The organism is Pseudomonas sp. UFMG81 (genome assembly GCF_015354575.1).
In the GTDB taxonomy this organism is placed as follows: Bacteria; Pseudomonadota; Gammaproteobacteria; order Pseudomonadales; family Pseudomonadaceae; genus Aquipseudomonas.
The window spans coordinates 95,244-108,648 of the sequence record NZ_JACAFQ010000014.1; the positions used below are offsets into that span (position 1 = coordinate 95,244).

Below are 13,405 nucleotides of genomic sequence, written 5' to 3' on the forward strand. Positions count from 1 at the left end.
ATGCAAAAAGACCTCACCTCCCTGAGCGCGCTGAACTGGGACGACCTCAAGTTCTTTCTTGAGGTAGCGCGCACCCGCAAGGCCAGCAGCGCGGCCAAGCGGCTGGCCGTGGACTACACCACGGTGTCGCGACGCATCGGCTCGCTGGAAGGGGCGCTGGGCACCTTGCTGTTCGAAAAATCCCGCACCAACGGCTTCGTCCTCACCGCCGAAGGCCAGCGCTTGCTGGGCTACGCCGAGTCGATCGAGAGCACCCTGCACATGGCCTGCGAGCAGGTCTCCGGCTCGGGCGTGGCGTTGTCGGGGCATGTGCGCATGGGCTGCACCGAAGGGTTCGGCAGCTTCTTCGTCACCCCGCAACTGAGCCACTTCGTCGATGCCTGGCCGGCGATCTCGGTCGATATCCTGCCGTTGCCGCACTTCATCAGCCTGTCCAAGCGCGAGGCCGACATCGTCATCGCCCTGGAGCGGCCGGAGCATGGGCCGTACGTGTGCTGCAAACTGTGTGACTACCGATTGCGGCTGTATGCCACCCAGGACTACCTGGACAACCACGCGCCGATCCGCGCGGTGAGCGACCTGGCGAATCATCCGTTCATCAGTTATGTCGACGATTTGGCGTTCAGCTCGGAGCTTTTGTACCTGGCGAACCTGATCCCCAACGCCCAGGCGCACCTGCGCAGCACCAGCGTGATCGCCCAGTACACGGCGGCGTTGCAGGGGCGTGGGTTGGCGATCTTGCCGTGCTTTTTGGCGGCGCAGGATCCACGGCTGGTGACGGTGTTGCCGGAGCAGATCGAGGTGACGCGGCAGTTCTGGATGTACTGCCGCGAGGATTTGCGCAAGCTGAAGCGGATTACCCTGTTGTGGGATTACATCCGTGAGGTGACGGAGGCCAATGCGCCGTTGTTGATGGGGGAGACGCGGGAGATGAGGTTCGCTCGAGATTGAGTGGGCCTGTTTTGCAGGCCTTCAGTAGGAGCGGCCTTGTGTCACGAGTGGGCCGCAAAGCGGCCCCGGCAATCTGAGGCGTACTTACAATCCTGGGGCCGCTACGCAGCCCTTTCGCGACACAAGGCCGCTCCTACAGAAGGTGTGCAAACCTTGGAGTGGGAGCCGGCTTGCCGGCGATTGGGTCATGCAGCGGCCCCAGGGAAATCAGTCAGACGCCACCACAATCGACACCCGGCGGTTCTCCATGCGCCCGGCGCTGGTGCGGTTGTCCGCCACCGGCTGGCTGCTGCCCAGGCCGCGGGTGTGGATATTCTGCGGCTGCATGCCGATACCGATCAGCGCCTTGGCCACGCTTTGTGCGCGGCGCTCGGACAGTTGCTGGTTGTAGGCCGCCTTGCCCGAGGCGTCGGCGTGGCCGTCGATGCGCACGCGCTGGATATCCACCGACAGCAGCGCCTTGCCGATGCGCTCGACAATCGATTCGCTCTGGCTGTTGAGGCCATCCAGGTCACTGCCGAACAGCACCTTGCCCGACAGATCGAACGCCCAGCCTTCATCGGTGGGGGCGAAGCCTTCGCGCTTGAGCACGGCGACCTGCTCCGGGGTCAGGCCCTTGGGCACGCTCTGGCAGCCGCCCAGCGCCAGCATGGCCAGCAGCAGGGCGATCAATGGCAAACGTAGGGTTGAAAGACGGTCGATCACGGTTTTGCTCCTGTTTTTTCGCTTCAGTGGCTCAGCGTTCCGTCTGCGCCACTTGCCAATGGCCACGGCGCACGCGCTTGGCCTGGTACATCGCCGCGTCGGCGGCGCTAAGCAGACTGGCCGGGTCGCGGCCGTCGTCGGGGTAGTAGGCAATGCCGACACTCAGCGAGCTGGTGAGGCGGGTGCCGTCCTCCAGCTGGATCGGCAGCTTCATGCTGGCGACGATCTTGTCGGCGATGCGCTGGGCGTCTTCGCGCGTCGGCAACGGCGCCAGCAGCACGGCGAACTCGTCACCGCCCAGGCGCGCCACCAGGTCGTGCTCGCGCAACTGCGCGCGTACCCGGCTGGCGACGCTGACCAGCACTTCATCACCCGCCGCATGGCCAAGGGTGTCGTTGATCTGCTTGAAGTGGTCGCTGTCCAGGAACAGCAGGGCCAGGCGTTCTTCCTGGCGCTCGGCATTGCGCAGGCTACGGCTCAGCCGGCCCTCGAAGAAGGCGCGGTTGGGCAACCCGGTGAGGCTGTCGTGGCTGGCCTGGTGGGCGAGGCTTTCGTTCTCGCTTTGCAAATGGCTGTGCCAGACCTCCAGCTCGTCGAGCAAGGCGTTGAAGTCGTTGCCCAATTCGTTGAGTTCAGCGATCGGGGCTTCCGGTACGCGGCGGTCGAAGCTGCGTTCGCGGCGCGCGGCATGGGCCACGCTGGCCAAGTGGCGTAGCGGCCGGATGATATCGGCGAACAGCCGGCGTGACAGGTACAGGGCGAGCACCGCGCTGAGCACGGTGCACAGCAGGATCCCCACCAGGCCGCTGAGCAGGAAGCGCAGCAGGCTGCCGCCCTGGCCGACCAGTTCGATATGCCCGACCTGGCGGCCCAGGTGTTGCACCGGCAGGTTGATCGGCTGCTCCAGCAGCGTAAGCGCCACCTGGCTCTGCAAGCGGGCCATCACGGTGCGGTCGTCGCGCTGCCAGTGGGCCAGCAATTCACCGTCGTTGTTGAAGACCTTGGCGTCGGCCACCTCTTCGGTGCTGGCGATCAGCGCCAGCGCTTCATTGGCCGCGGCGCTGTCGTCGAACACCACGGCGGCTTCGACGGTGTAGTTGATGGAGCGGGCGATCAGGTGCAGGTTGTGGTTGGCGTACACGCGCAGGGCCGCGACCCCGAGCAGGGTCACCAGCACACCGGCCAGGCCGGCGGCGAGCAATGCCACGCTCAGGTGACCACGCCCGAGCACCGCGCGCAGGGTCGGCCGGGAGAAACGCAGGCTTTGGCGCGTCATGGCTGCGCCGCCCGCCGCCGCGACAGCTGCAGCACGCTGGGGTGGATGCGCACGCCGCTGCGCGCCACCGAATCGAGGTTGACGTCGAAGGCCACCTGCTCATCGCCAACCCGCAGGCAGAACAGGCTGCCCACGGTGCAGGGATCGTCGGCTTCGCTGATGCTCAGCACCGGGTGACCGTTGATCGCCTTGAACAATTGGTCACGCTGGGCCTTGTCGAGCTTGCCGATGTACACCGCCTCGCAACTGCCCGCCAGGCTCGCATCGCTTGCCAGCAAGCGGCGCACGCTCAGTGGCTGCCCGGAGTTCTGCAGGTTGCCCTTGATCAGGTCGTCGGCGTATTCGGTGGGACCGACCAGGCACAGGCGCAGGGGGTTGGGCTCGGCGGGCCAGCGCGCATAGCTGAGGATGCCCAGCACCACCTGGGTCACGGCCTTGGCCCGTTGCTGTACTTGTGCGGTGGAGGCGGCGTTGTCCGCCCAGGCGGCTGAGCCCGTCAGCATCAGCATGGCCATCAGCAGCGAGCGCGCGCAATCCTTCACCCGCCTCAAGGCCGAGACAGCCGCTGTCATGGTGGGAAATCTCTCAAAAAGTTACCAGATAATGCCGCAACGATAGCACAGCAGCGTGGTACGCCCGTATCAGACTTGCTCCAGCATCAAACCCGACACCCGGCGTACCTTGCGCCCTACAGCTTCTTCGAACACTCCGGTGCGCGGCTCGATCAGGCTGAAGCAGTGCTTGGCCCGGGTGATGCCCGTGTACACCAGCTCCTTGGTCAAAACCGGGTTGAGCGCATCGGGCAGCACCAGCGCGGTATGGCTGAACTCCGAGCCCTGGGACTTGTGCACGGTCATGGCGAACACGGTTTCCACCTCGCTCAGGCGGCTGGGCAGGACGAACCGCACGCCACCGCTGCCATCGTTACGCGGGAAGGCCACCCGCAGCAGCGCCTGGCCCTGCTCGTCCGGCAGGCGCAGGGCGATGCCGATATCACCGTTCATCAGGCCCAGGCCGTAGTCGTTGCGGGTGACCAGCACCGGCCGGCCTTCGTACCAGGCCTGCTGGCTGTCGATCAGCCCGGCGTTGTGCAGCACCCGGGCGACGCGCTCGTTCAGCCCTTCGACACCCCAGGCGCCCTTGCGCACCGCGCATAGCAGCTGGAAGTCCTCGAAGCTGCGCAGCACTTCGCCGGCCCAGTGCTCCCAGCGCGGATCGTCGCCCGGGGTGCCGGGCGGCGGGCGCAGGCGGCCGATGTTGCGCAGGTAGTTGCGATAGCCCTGGGGGCCTTCGACACCGCGGTTGAGGCCGTCGAGCAACAGGCGGTCGAAGCGCTTGTCGTGTTCGCCGCCGAGGGTCAGGCAGAACACGTCGTCGGGTTTGCTGTTCAACAGTTCGCGGGCTTCCGGGGCCTGCTGGCGGTTGACCAGCCTTGCCAACTGGCCGATGCCGCTGCCTTCGCCGAAACGCCGCGAATGGCGCAGCATGACGATCTGCTGAGCCAGCGGGTTGCGCTGGCCGTCTCCGGGTTTCAGGCCGGCGTTACTCAGCGATTGGCCGCCTACCTGCTCCAACCAGGCCTGGGTCTGCGGCCAGTAGCAGCCGTCTTCGGCATCGCGGCACAGGTCGCCCAGCACGGCCCCGGCTTCCACCGAGGCCAACTGGTCCTTGTCGCCCAACAAGACCAGCCGCGCGTTGGCAGGCAGCGCGTCGAGCAGGTTGGCCATCATCTCCAGGTCGATCATCGAGGCTTCATCCACCACCAGCACATCCAGCGGCAGCGGGTTGCCAGCGTTGTGGCGGAAATGCCGCGAGCCAGGGCGGCTGCCGAGCAGGCGGTGCACGGTGCTGACGTCGGTGGGGATCTGCGCGCGGATCGTGGCGTCCACCTGCAACCGCTCGACCTGCTGGCCGATGGATTCGGTCAGCCGTGCCGCGGCCTTGCCGGTGGGCGCCGCCAGGCGGATACGCAAGGGCCGGCCCTGCTCTACCGCCGGGCCTTGCAGCAAGGCCAGCAACCGCACGACCGTGGTGGTCTTGCCGGTGCCGGGGCCGCCGGTGATCACGCTGAAGCCGGCACGGGTGGCCAGCGCGCAGGCGAGCTTCTGCCAGTCCACTTCACCTGCTGGGGCACCGCCTTCGAACAGTTGCGCCAGGCGCGCCGGCAGGTCGGCCTGCTGCGCTTGCTGGCGGGCCAGGCGTTCGTGCAGGGCGCTATCGATCCGCCGCTCGTAAGCCCAGTAGCGACGCAGGTACAGGCGTTCGGCGCTCAGCACCAAGGGGCGCGAGCGCTGTTCGGGGCTATCGCCGGCCGCTACCAGAGGGCTTTGGCCAATGCGCTGCAGCCAGGTGTTCAGGTCGAGGCTGGCCAGCAGTTGCGAGGGCAGCAGCAGCGGCCCGGCCAAGGCATCGCCTTCTGGTGGCAGCGACAGGGCGAAGTCCGGCTCGGCGAGGGTCTGGGCCAGGTCGAGGCAGACATGGCCATGGCCCAGCTGGTGGCTGGCCAGCGCCGCCGCCAGCAGCACCAGCGAATCACTGCCGGGGGCGCGCTCTTCGAGGAAGCTGACAAACGCTCGGTCCAGCGCGCGTAGCCAGCCGCGCTCCACCCAGCGGTCGAGCAGGGCCAGCAGGTCGTGGCTGTCACGCAGGGGCGCCAGGGCGCTCAGGTGCTCGGCTTGCAAGGGGGTGGGCAATAGATCGTCAAGGCTGCGGCTCATGGCGCGGCTCCGGCAAACAGGTCCTGCTGCGCGGGGGCGTGCTCACCGCGGAACAGCGCATCGAGCGCTTCGATCAGCGCCCGGGGTGGCCGGGCGTGATACAGGCCGTGGCCCGCCGAGCTGATGCCGCGCAGGAAAATGAACAGGGCACCGCCGACATGGCGGTCGTAATCGTAGTCGGGCAGCCGCGCGCGCAACTGGCGGTGCAGGGCCAGCAGGTAGAGCACGTACTGCAGGTCGTAGCGGTGGTCGAGGATCGCCTGCTCCATGGCCAGTGCGCCATAGGCCTGGGCGTCGGGGCCCAGCCAGTTGGACTTGTAGTCGGCCACGTAGTAGCGCCCGTCCAGCTCGAAAGCCAGGTCGATGAAACCCTTGAACATGCCATTGAGCTGGGTTGGCTGGGCAGCGGGACGCGGCGCGCCGTCATGGGTGTGGCGGACCACCAGCTGGTCGAGGCGCTGGGCGTCGACCTGGTGGCTGGCGAACCAGAACTCCATCTCGATCTGGTACTGGTTCAAGCCGGCCAGGGTGAGGGTGGCATCCTGCAGCGGCATGGGCTGCACCAGCATCTGTTGCAGCCACTGGCTGAGCGTGGGGATCCAGCCGGCCCAGTCGCGACGGTTGCAACGGCGGCCGACCGTGCGCTCGATTTCCTTGGGTTGCTTGCTAATCTCGGCAAAGCCTTCGTGGCCGGCCCATTCGAGCAAGCCGTGAAGGAAGGTCCCGGGGTTGGGCCCGCGCGGGAAGCGGTGGATATCGCCCGCCTGCGCCGGCACTTCGCGCAGCAGCTGGCTGTCCAGCACTTCGTCGTCCAGCAGTTGCTGGGCGAGGGAGCTATCGGCGATCAGCGTCTGGTCACCGACACGCAGGGCGCTGTAGGACGCGATCCACCAGTGCTCGGCGGCAGCGCGACGGGGTTTGCGTGCGGGCAGCAGCTCGCTGTCGCTGGCCGGTGTGCGGTAGCGCTGTTCGTCGGCCTCGGGCAGCGGCCCGCTGACGATGGCCGGGTTGCCTGCGCCAAGCGCTTGCAGCCATTCGCCGAGTTGGCTGGACGCCGCCAGCGGCAAGCCGCCACCCAGCAGGTAACCCAGCGCCGAGCGGTGCAGTTGCGTGTTGCGCTGGGTGCCGCGCTTGAGGTCGGCAACGCCGAGCCAGCAAGCATGCTGGGCGCGGGTCAGGGCGACGTAGAGCAGGCGCAGGTCTTCGGCCAGGCGTTCGTCGTCGGCACGCTCGATCTGCTGCGTATCGGGGGTGAGGGTGAGGTGCGCCAGGCCATCGTCGTCATGCCAGGACAGCGGCAGGCGCGAACCGTCCACGGGTTTGCTGGTGCAGATGAACGGCAGGTAAACCAGCGGGTATTCCAAGCCTTTGGACTTGTGGATAGTCACCACCTTGACCAATTGTTCGTCGCTTTCCAGGCGCAGGATCTGCTCCTCGCCCGCCTGCCCGGCGTTGGCCAGGTGCTCGGCCAGGTGGCGGATCAATGCCTGCTCGCCGTCCAGCTCGCCGGCCGCCTGTTGCAGCAGCTCGGCCAGGTGCAGCAGGTTGGTCAGTACCCGCTCGCCGTCGCTGCGCGCCATCAGGCTGCGCGGCAGCTGGAAGTCGTGCAGCAGGCGCCGCAGCATCGGCAACACGCCCTGGCGCTGCCAGATGTCACGGTAACGGCGAAAGCGCATGACCCAGTCTTCCCAGACCCGCTCGTCCTGGTTCAGCCGCTCCAGGTCGAGCAGTGGCAGGTCGAGGGTCAGGCTGGCCAGGGCGGCCTTGAGCATGCGCTCGGAGTCGGGCTCGGCGCAGGCCTTGAGCCAGGCTAGCAGGTCATGGGCCTCCTGGGCGGCGAACACCGAGTCCTTGTCCGAGAGGTAGACGCTGCGCACCCCGCGCGCGGCCAGTTCGGTGCGCACCAACTGCGCTTCGCGGCCGTCGCGCACGAGGATGGCGATATCGGACGGCAGGCACGGGCGCAGTGCGCCGTTGCCACCGGCGAAGCCACTGACGCCCTGTTGGCCGCCATTGAGCAGCGCCACGATATGGCTGGCGCAACTGGCGGCCAGGCGCTGGCGATACAAGGTGTTGGAGACGGGGTCGTCGCTTTCCAGTTGCCAGCAGTGCAACGCCGCGCTGGGTTGGCCGTCGATCAGCAGCTGTTCGCTACGGCCCTTGGCGCGGACCTCGACGAAGGGCAAGGGGTTGTCGCCATGGCTGCGGAACAGGAAGGCGCCGCGGCCTTCAGCACGCGCTTCGGCCTGGAGGAACACGCGGTTCACCGCCGCGACCATGGCCTGGCTGGAGCGGTAGTTGGTGTCCAGGCTGTGCAGGCGCCCAGCAGTCGCGCGGCGCGCCGCCAGGTAGGTGAAGATGTCGGCGCCGCGGAAGGCGTAGATGGCCTGCTTGGGGTCGCCGATCATGAACAGGCCGGTTTGCGGGTTGTTCTCGGTGATGCGGTAGATGCGTTCGAAGATCCCGTACTGCACAGGGTCGGTGTCCTGGAACTCGTCGATCAGTGCCACCGGGAACTGCTCGCGGATCAGCCCGGCCAGGCGCTCGCCGGATTCGCTGGCCAGGGCATGCTGCAAGCGCAACAGCATGTCGTCGAAGCCCATTTCGGCGCGGCGGCGCTTCTCCACTTCGAAGCGAGCCGAGACCCAGGCGGCGGCATGCTCCAGCACACGCACATCGGGGCTGGCGAGCCCCTGCAATTGTCCGCGCAGGGTTTGCATGGCGCGCAGGGCCGGGTGCTCCGGTGGTTCGCCGACCTTCCACGCCTCGGCCATGCCGGCGGGGGTCAGGCGGGTGAAGCCGGTGCCCAGGTCGAGGTCCATCGCTTGCTCGTCAGCGGCCCAGGTCTTGAGCTTGTCGAACCAGGGTTCGAAATAGCGCGCCTGAAGCTTGCGGCCGTCGGCCTGCTTGGCGGCCACGGCGTCGCGGCAGATCTGCTGCAACTCGTCGGCCCAGGCACCCCACGGCGCCTTGAGCTGGCACAGCTGCTCACTGCGCTGGCGCAGGGTCGCCTCGATGAGCTGTTGCGGGTCTTCGTCGTCCTGCTCGCTGCGCACGCGGCCGAACAAGGGGCGGATGCGGGGCAGCAACTGGTCGGGGCTGCCCCAGTTGCCCCGCACCCAGGCCAGCGACTCGCCGCGCATGCCATAGCAGAAGCGCCGCCAGTAGTCGCGCATGACCTGGCCGAGCAACTCGCTGTGGTCGGTCTCGAGGCTCTGGGTGAACAGGCTGCCACTGTCGAAGGCGTGCTCACGCAGCATGCGCTGGCACCAGCCGTGAATGGTCGAAACCGCGGCCTCGTCCATCCATTGCACGGCGATTTCCAGGCGGCTGGCACAGCGTGGCCAATCTTCCTGTGGATAGTCGTCACGCAGTAGAAGCAGCAGCGGGTCGGCATCTTCCAGCTCGCCACGGAAGAACCGCGCGGCCTCGGCCAGGCGTGCGCGGATGCGTTCGCGCAGCTCCTTGGTGGCAGCGTCGGTGAAGGTCACCACGAGGATCTGTGGCGGCAGCAGCTCGCGGGCAAAGCCCTGCTCGCCGCCGTGGCCGAGGATCAGGCGCAGGTACAGGGCCGAGATGGTGAAGGTCTTGCCGGTGCCGGCGCTGGCCTCGATCAGCTGGCTGCCGTGCAGGGGGAAGCTCAGGGCCAGGGGGCGGGCTTGGGTCATTGGGCGCTCTCCGGGTTACCCAGGGTTTGCCAGGGTGCAGCGAACAGGGGACGGTAGAGGGCTTCGCACCAGCCTTCGAAGGTTTCCTCCATGGCCAGTGCGGCGAAGTCGCGGTACTGGCGGGCCAGGGCCAGGCTTTCGCTGCGCTCGCCGTTGCTGATTTGGCCGTCACCTTCGTAGGCGCGGATGGCAGCGGCGAGTGCCTTGTCCGGATCTTCCTGGGCTAGCCAGGCGAAGGCGGTCTTGGCGGCGACCGGTAGCGGTGCGTTCATACCCGCCTGGCGTGCTACCAGCAGTTCGCCCAGCCGTTCGGCCGCCAGGTCTTGTGGCAACGGTGCCAGGAGCAAGGTGATGTCGCTGGCCACCAGTGCGCTGTGCAACGGGTAGCCCGTGGCGCAGGCGGCCAGGTGCATGACCCAGGCCGGGATCAGCCGGTGCCACTTCAGGCTGTTGCGCCCGGCACTGAGGGTATTGGGCACGGTGGTGATGCTCAGCAGGCTCTGGTCGTCGGCCTGGTGGACGCGGCCCAGCCACCCCTCGAGACGGTGCACGCCGTGCTGGAATTGGATCGGCAGAGCGCCCTCGACCAGCACCGGCCAGCGCTCCAGCAACTGGCGATGGCGCTGCAACAGGTCGGGCAGGGGCTGGATCAGCTCGGCCTGCAACGCCTCGCCAAACCCGGCCAACGGTAACAAGCCACAGGCTTGCAGGCGCCGGGCCTGGGCTTGCAAAGCCTGCTCGGGGTTATCGGGGGCGGCCAGCGCTGCGCCCAGCAAACTCTCGCTCAGGCCGTAACGCTGCAAGGCGTCGAGGGCGAAGGGTTCTTCATCCGGGGTTGGCGCTTCCAGGGCCTCAAAGAACACCTTCAGACGTTGGCTGAAGAAGTGCCTGACCGGGTGGCGCAGGAAGTCCTGCAACTGCACCAGGCTCAATGGCTCATCGCTGCTGTAGGGCAACAACTGGGCGTGCTGAGTGTACTGGTCGGTGGGGGCTTGGTGCAGTACCAGCCACTCATGGGCAAAGCTGAACAGTGGGCTGCCTTTCTGGAAGTAGCGTTGGCTGAACGGTTGCAGCGGGTGCTCCTGGGTCAGCGCATGCAGCAGCTGCTGGCCTGGGTCGTCCTGCTGCGCAGGCTTGGCGCCGGTCAGCTGCCAACCGGCGGCCAGGTGATCGCGCAATTGCCCGATCAGCACCGAGGCCGGGCGCTCGCTATTGTCGCGGATGCTGCGCCCGACCCAGCTGACATACAGCTGGTCACGCGCCGACAGCAGCGCTTCGAGCAACAGGTAGCGGTCGTCCTCACGGCGCGAGCGATCGCCCGGGCGGTAGTCGCTGGCCATCAGGTCGAAGTCCAGCGGCTGCTGGGCACGTGGGTAGTCACCGTCGTTCATGCCCAGCAGGCAGACCACGCGGAACGGGATGGCGCGCATGGGCATCAGGGTGCAGAAGTTCACTGAGCCGGCGAGGAAGCGTTGCGACAACTTGCCCTGGTCCAGGCCCGACAGCCAGGCCTCGCGGACTACGGTGAGCGGCAGCAGGTCCTGCAGGCCGACCGCTTCGCAAGTTTCCAGCCAGGTGTCGCGCAGGTCCTGGAGCTGCACCAGCAGCAGTTCATCGTGCTCGTTTTCAGCGAGGAAGAAGATCTGCAGTAGGGCATGCAGGCGCTCGCCCCATTCGCTGGCGGTGGCCGGTTGTGACAACGCTTGGCAAGCGATGTCGAGGGCATCGAGCAAGGCCACCAAGGGGCCGATCAATGCGGCGTCGAGCCCGCCGATCTCGTCATAGGGTTCGATGCCGTCGCAGCCTTCACCCACGCCCACCGCGTAGCCCAGCAACATGCGACGTAGGCCGAAGCGCCAACTGTTCTGCTCCAAGCCTTCGGGTAAGCCAAGCGTGGCGCGTTGCTCGGCGCTGAGGCCCCAGCGAATGCCGGCGCCTTCGATCCAGCGGTGCAGGGTGGGCAGGTCGCTTTCCTGGATCGCGAAACGGGCACGCACCGCCGGAACATCCAGCAAGTCGAGCACTTCGCTCACGGCGAAACGGCTGTCGGGCAGCTTGAGCAGATGCTCCAGGGCGATCAGCAAAGGGTCGCGACCACGCTGGCCTTGGTCAGTCAGGGTGAAGGGGATGTAGCGTGGGTCGTTGCGCTCGAGCTGGCCGAATACGGCGCGGATGTGCGGGGCGTAGGTGTCGATGGCCGGGAGCATGACGATGATGTCGCGCGGGCGCAGGGTCGGGTCGGCGCTGAAGCGAGCCAGCAGCTGGTCGTGCAGGATCTCCACTTCGCGCTGCGGGCTGTGGGCCACGTGGAAGCGTACGGAGCGGTCCTTTGCAGGGTCCACGGCGGGCCACTGGTCACGGGTTTCGGCCAGGGGGCGCAGCTCGAGGATGTCGTCCTGCAGTTGGTTGAGCAGGGTCTTGGGGTTGCCGTCGCTGAACAGGTCGATGCGGCCTTCGCTGAAGACGGACTGATAGCTGCCGGGGTCATCGTAGCTGTCGAGCAGGTTGATGTAGTCGCGGCCCTGCTTGCCCCAGGCGGCGAGCAGCGGGTGAGCGTGCTGGTGCAGCAGTTCGTCGTCGAGCTGCATCGGCATGCCTTGCTTGCGCTGCTGGCGTTTGTACTGGTGGCGCAACAAATCCTTGTCGGCAACGATGTCGCCCCAGTGGTGGCGGCAGGGGTTGTGCACGCACAGCAGTACCTGGCTGAAACGTGCAAGGCCGGCCATGGCTTCGAGTATCTGGGCGGGCAACGACGAGATGCCGAACACGATCAGGCGTGCGGGCAGACCGGCGGGCGCTTGTTCCAGGCTGTTGATGCGCTCGATGAAACGCTGGTGCACGCCGGCGCGGCTCTGGGCCATGCCCTCCTCGCCTACGTCTTCGAGCAGGATTCGCCACAGTTCGGCTTGCCAGCGGTTGCCGGCAGCGAGCGGCTTGCGCTCGCCACGGGCCGTGTTGAGCACGTGCTCGCCGTTTGCCCAGTCCTTGAGCCAGTCGGCGCGGTAGACCTGGTACTGGTCGAACAGGTCGGCCAGGCGCTCGGCCAGCTGGTAGCGTTTGCGCAGATCGCTGTCATCGGTGAGGAAGCGGCGCAGCGGCTCGAAGTGCGGGCGTTCGATTACTTCTGGCAACAGGCGCATCAGGCGCCAGGTCAGCGGGGCCTTGTCCAGCAGTGACACTTCGGGAATTTCATCGCGGCCCAACACTCGGCGGTACAGCTGCCACATGAAACTACCGGGTAGTTGCACATCGATGGCGGCGGCAATGCCACAACCGCCCTGGTCATCGTCTTGCGGATCTTCGGCCAGTGCCAATTTCAGCCACTGGGCGATGCCGTTGCTTTGCACCAGGGCGATTTCGTTTTCCAGTGGGGCCAAAGGGAAGCGACGCATCACGCTGACCACCAGGTTGCGCAGGTCATCCAGGCGGTTACCCTGGACGATCATGAAACCTGGGTGCAGTGAGGTCGTTTGGGCCATTGGGCGCTCTCTGGAAGGCGGGTGGTTCTGGTGGGGAACCATAACACTGGGTCAACTGGATGGCACCGGCTTTGCCGGTGTTCGCCGGCAAGCCGGCGCCTACGGGAAGGCAGGATTTTTTACCGCACAAAGACAAAACCCCTACCTGCATGTGCAGATAGGGGTTTTGCGAAATGAATCTTGACGATGACCTACTCTCACATGGGGAAACCCCACACTACCATCGGCGATGCATCGTTTCACTGCTGAGTTCGGGATGGGATCAGGTGGTTCCAATGCTCTATGGTCGTCAAGAAATTCGGTTGCCGGTTTGTCTTTGCAGACAACCCAGCCAATTCGGATATGTGANNTTGTGAAGTTGCGAACTTTCGGGTCTTTCGTCTTCACCACCACAATCTGCAGTTGCAAATTGCTTGGGTGTTATATGGTCAAGCCTCACGGGCAATTAGTATTGGTTAGCTCAACGCCTCACAGCGCTTACACACCCAACCTATCAACGTCGTAGTCTTCGACGGCCCTTTAGGGGATTCAAGATCCCAGTGAGATCTCATCTTGAGGCAAGTTTCCCGCTTAGATGCTTTCAGCGGTTATCTCTTCCGAACATAGCTA

At 66.2% G+C, this 13,405-nt stretch carries 7 protein-coding genes and 2 rRNA genes; 1 reads left to right on the plus strand and 8 read right to left on the minus strand.

All coding sequences use genetic code 11. The features are described from left to right. Nucleotides 1-951: a LysR family transcriptional regulator gene (locus tag IX761_RS13255; RefSeq protein ID WP_194790035.1), complete on the plus strand. Its 951-nt coding sequence runs from the start codon at nucleotides 1-3 to the stop codon at nucleotides 949-951. Nucleotides 952-1,158: 207 nt separating this feature from the next. Here IX761_RS13255 and IX761_RS13260 read toward each other — a convergent pair whose 3' ends face one another. The 8 genes from IX761_RS13260 to IX761_RS13295 form a co-directional block, all read right to left on the minus strand. Further along, entirely contained in the window at nucleotides 1,159-1,602 is a 444-nt protein-coding gene (locus IX761_RS13260; protein ID WP_194790045.1) for an OmpA family protein, read from the minus strand. Between the two features lie 85 nt (nucleotides 1,603-1,687). Continuing rightward, nucleotides 1,688-2,932, minus strand: a complete 1,245-nt coding sequence (locus IX761_RS13265; RefSeq protein WP_194790036.1) for a diguanylate cyclase domain-containing protein — start codon at nucleotides 2,930-2,932, stop codon at nucleotides 1,688-1,690. Beyond that, nucleotides 2,929-3,504 carry a YfiR family protein gene (locus tag IX761_RS13270; RefSeq protein WP_194790037.1) on the minus strand — a complete coding sequence of 192 codons (576 nt, stop codon included), beginning with the start codon at nucleotides 3,502-3,504 and terminating at the stop codon, nucleotides 2,929-2,931. Before IX761_RS13270 ends, IX761_RS13265 begins: the two co-directional genes overlap by 4 nt. A gap of 69 nt (nucleotides 3,505-3,573) precedes the next feature. After that, complete coding sequence (gene recD / locus IX761_RS13275) at nucleotides 3,574-5,649, minus strand: exodeoxyribonuclease V subunit alpha (RefSeq protein WP_194790038.1); 2,076 nt, start codon at nucleotides 5,647-5,649, stop codon at nucleotides 3,574-3,576. After that, the gene (recB, locus tag IX761_RS13280; protein WP_194790039.1) at nucleotides 5,646-9,317 is read right to left on the minus strand and encodes an exodeoxyribonuclease V subunit beta; all 3,672 of its coding nucleotides are present in this window, start codon (nucleotides 9,315-9,317) and stop codon (nucleotides 5,646-5,648) included. Before recB ends, recD begins: the two co-directional genes overlap by 4 nt. Next, nucleotides 9,314-12,796 (minus strand): exodeoxyribonuclease V subunit gamma, encoded by a 3,483-nt coding sequence (recC, locus tag IX761_RS13285; protein WP_194790040.1) that lies wholly within the window; start codon nucleotides 12,794-12,796, stop codon nucleotides 9,314-9,316. The genes recB and recC overlap by 4 nt, the downstream gene beginning before the upstream one ends. Before the next feature lie 178 nt (nucleotides 12,797-12,974). Continuing rightward, nucleotides 12,975-13,090, minus strand: a 5S ribosomal RNA gene (gene rrf / locus IX761_RS13290). Between the two features lie 130 nt (nucleotides 13,091-13,220). After that, nucleotides 13,221-13,405, minus strand: a 23S ribosomal RNA gene (locus IX761_RS13295); the annotation flags it as partial.

Excerpts from the sequence above, each read along its gene's own strand:
- IX761_RS13255 (WP_194790035.1), top strand. The coding sequence starts at position 1 with ATGCAAAAAGACCTCACCTCCCTGAGCGCGCTGAACTGGGACGACCTC.
- IX761_RS13260 (WP_194790045.1), bottom strand. The coding sequence starts at position 1,602 with ATGCTGGCGCTGGGCGGCTGCCAGAGCGTGCCCAAGGGCCTGACCCCG.
- IX761_RS13265 (WP_194790036.1), bottom strand. The coding sequence starts at position 2,932 with ATGACGCGCCAAAGCCTGCGTTTCTCCCGGCCGACCCTGCGCGCGGTG.
- IX761_RS13270 (WP_194790037.1), bottom strand. The coding sequence starts at position 3,504 with ATGACAGCGGCTGTCTCGGCCTTGAGGCGGGTGAAGGATTGCGCGCGC.
- recD (WP_194790038.1), bottom strand. The coding sequence starts at position 5,649 with ATGAGCCGCAGCCTTGACGATCTATTGCCCACCCCCTTGCAAGCCGAG.
- recB (WP_194790039.1), bottom strand. The coding sequence starts at position 9,317 with ATGACCCAAGCCCGCCCCCTGGCCCTGAGCTTCCCCCTGCACGGCAGC.
- recC (WP_194790040.1), bottom strand. The coding sequence starts at position 12,796 with ATGGCCCAAACGACCTCACTGCACCCAGGTTTCATGATCGTCCAGGGT.